Origin of the sequence: Bradyrhizobium sp. NBAIM08 (assembly GCF_020193935.1) — a bacterium.
Taxonomy (GTDB): Bacteria; Pseudomonadota; Alphaproteobacteria; order Rhizobiales; family Xanthobacteraceae; genus Bradyrhizobium; species Bradyrhizobium yuanmingense.
The window spans coordinates 1-448 of the sequence record NZ_JADYVR010000345.1 but is presented as its reverse complement, the minus strand read 5'-3'; the positions used below and the strand labels follow the sequence as shown (position 1 = coordinate 448).

The following is a 448-nucleotide window of genomic DNA, read 5'->3' as shown; positions in this document are numbered from 1 at the left end:
GGTAGTCGTCGAGCACCAGGCGGGCGAAGCGGTCGCACTCACCCAGGTGGGGGTAGCCGCTCAAGATGAAGGCGTCGACGCCGGCGCCCCGGTAGGCGTCGAGGGTGGCGCGGACCTGGTCGGGGTCGCCCACGATCGCCGCTCCGGCACCGGACCGGGCCCGGCCCACCCCGGTCCACAGGTGGCGCTCGGCGTAGCCCTCGTCGTCGGCGCCCTCGCGCAGATCGGTTTGGCGGGCGACCCCGACCGACGTGGTGTCGAGCGACCGCGACCGGATGGCCGAGCCGACTTCATCGTCGAGGGCGGCGACGAGGTGGCGGGCGGCGGCCCGGGCCTGGTCCTCGGTCTCCCGCACGATCACGTGGGCGCGGAAGCCGAACCGCAGCTCCCGGCCGCATTGCCCGGCGCGAGCGCGCAGGTCGTCGACCACCTCGGCCGTGGCCGCCAC

1 protein-coding gene is annotated in these 448 nt (G+C 75.7%); it reads right to left on the bottom strand.

The annotated features are described in order from the left end of the window. On the bottom strand, positions 1-448 hold a 448-nt coding region (locus tag I6F37_RS39830), incomplete at both ends, for an LLM class flavin-dependent oxidoreductase (RefSeq protein WP_225154353.1).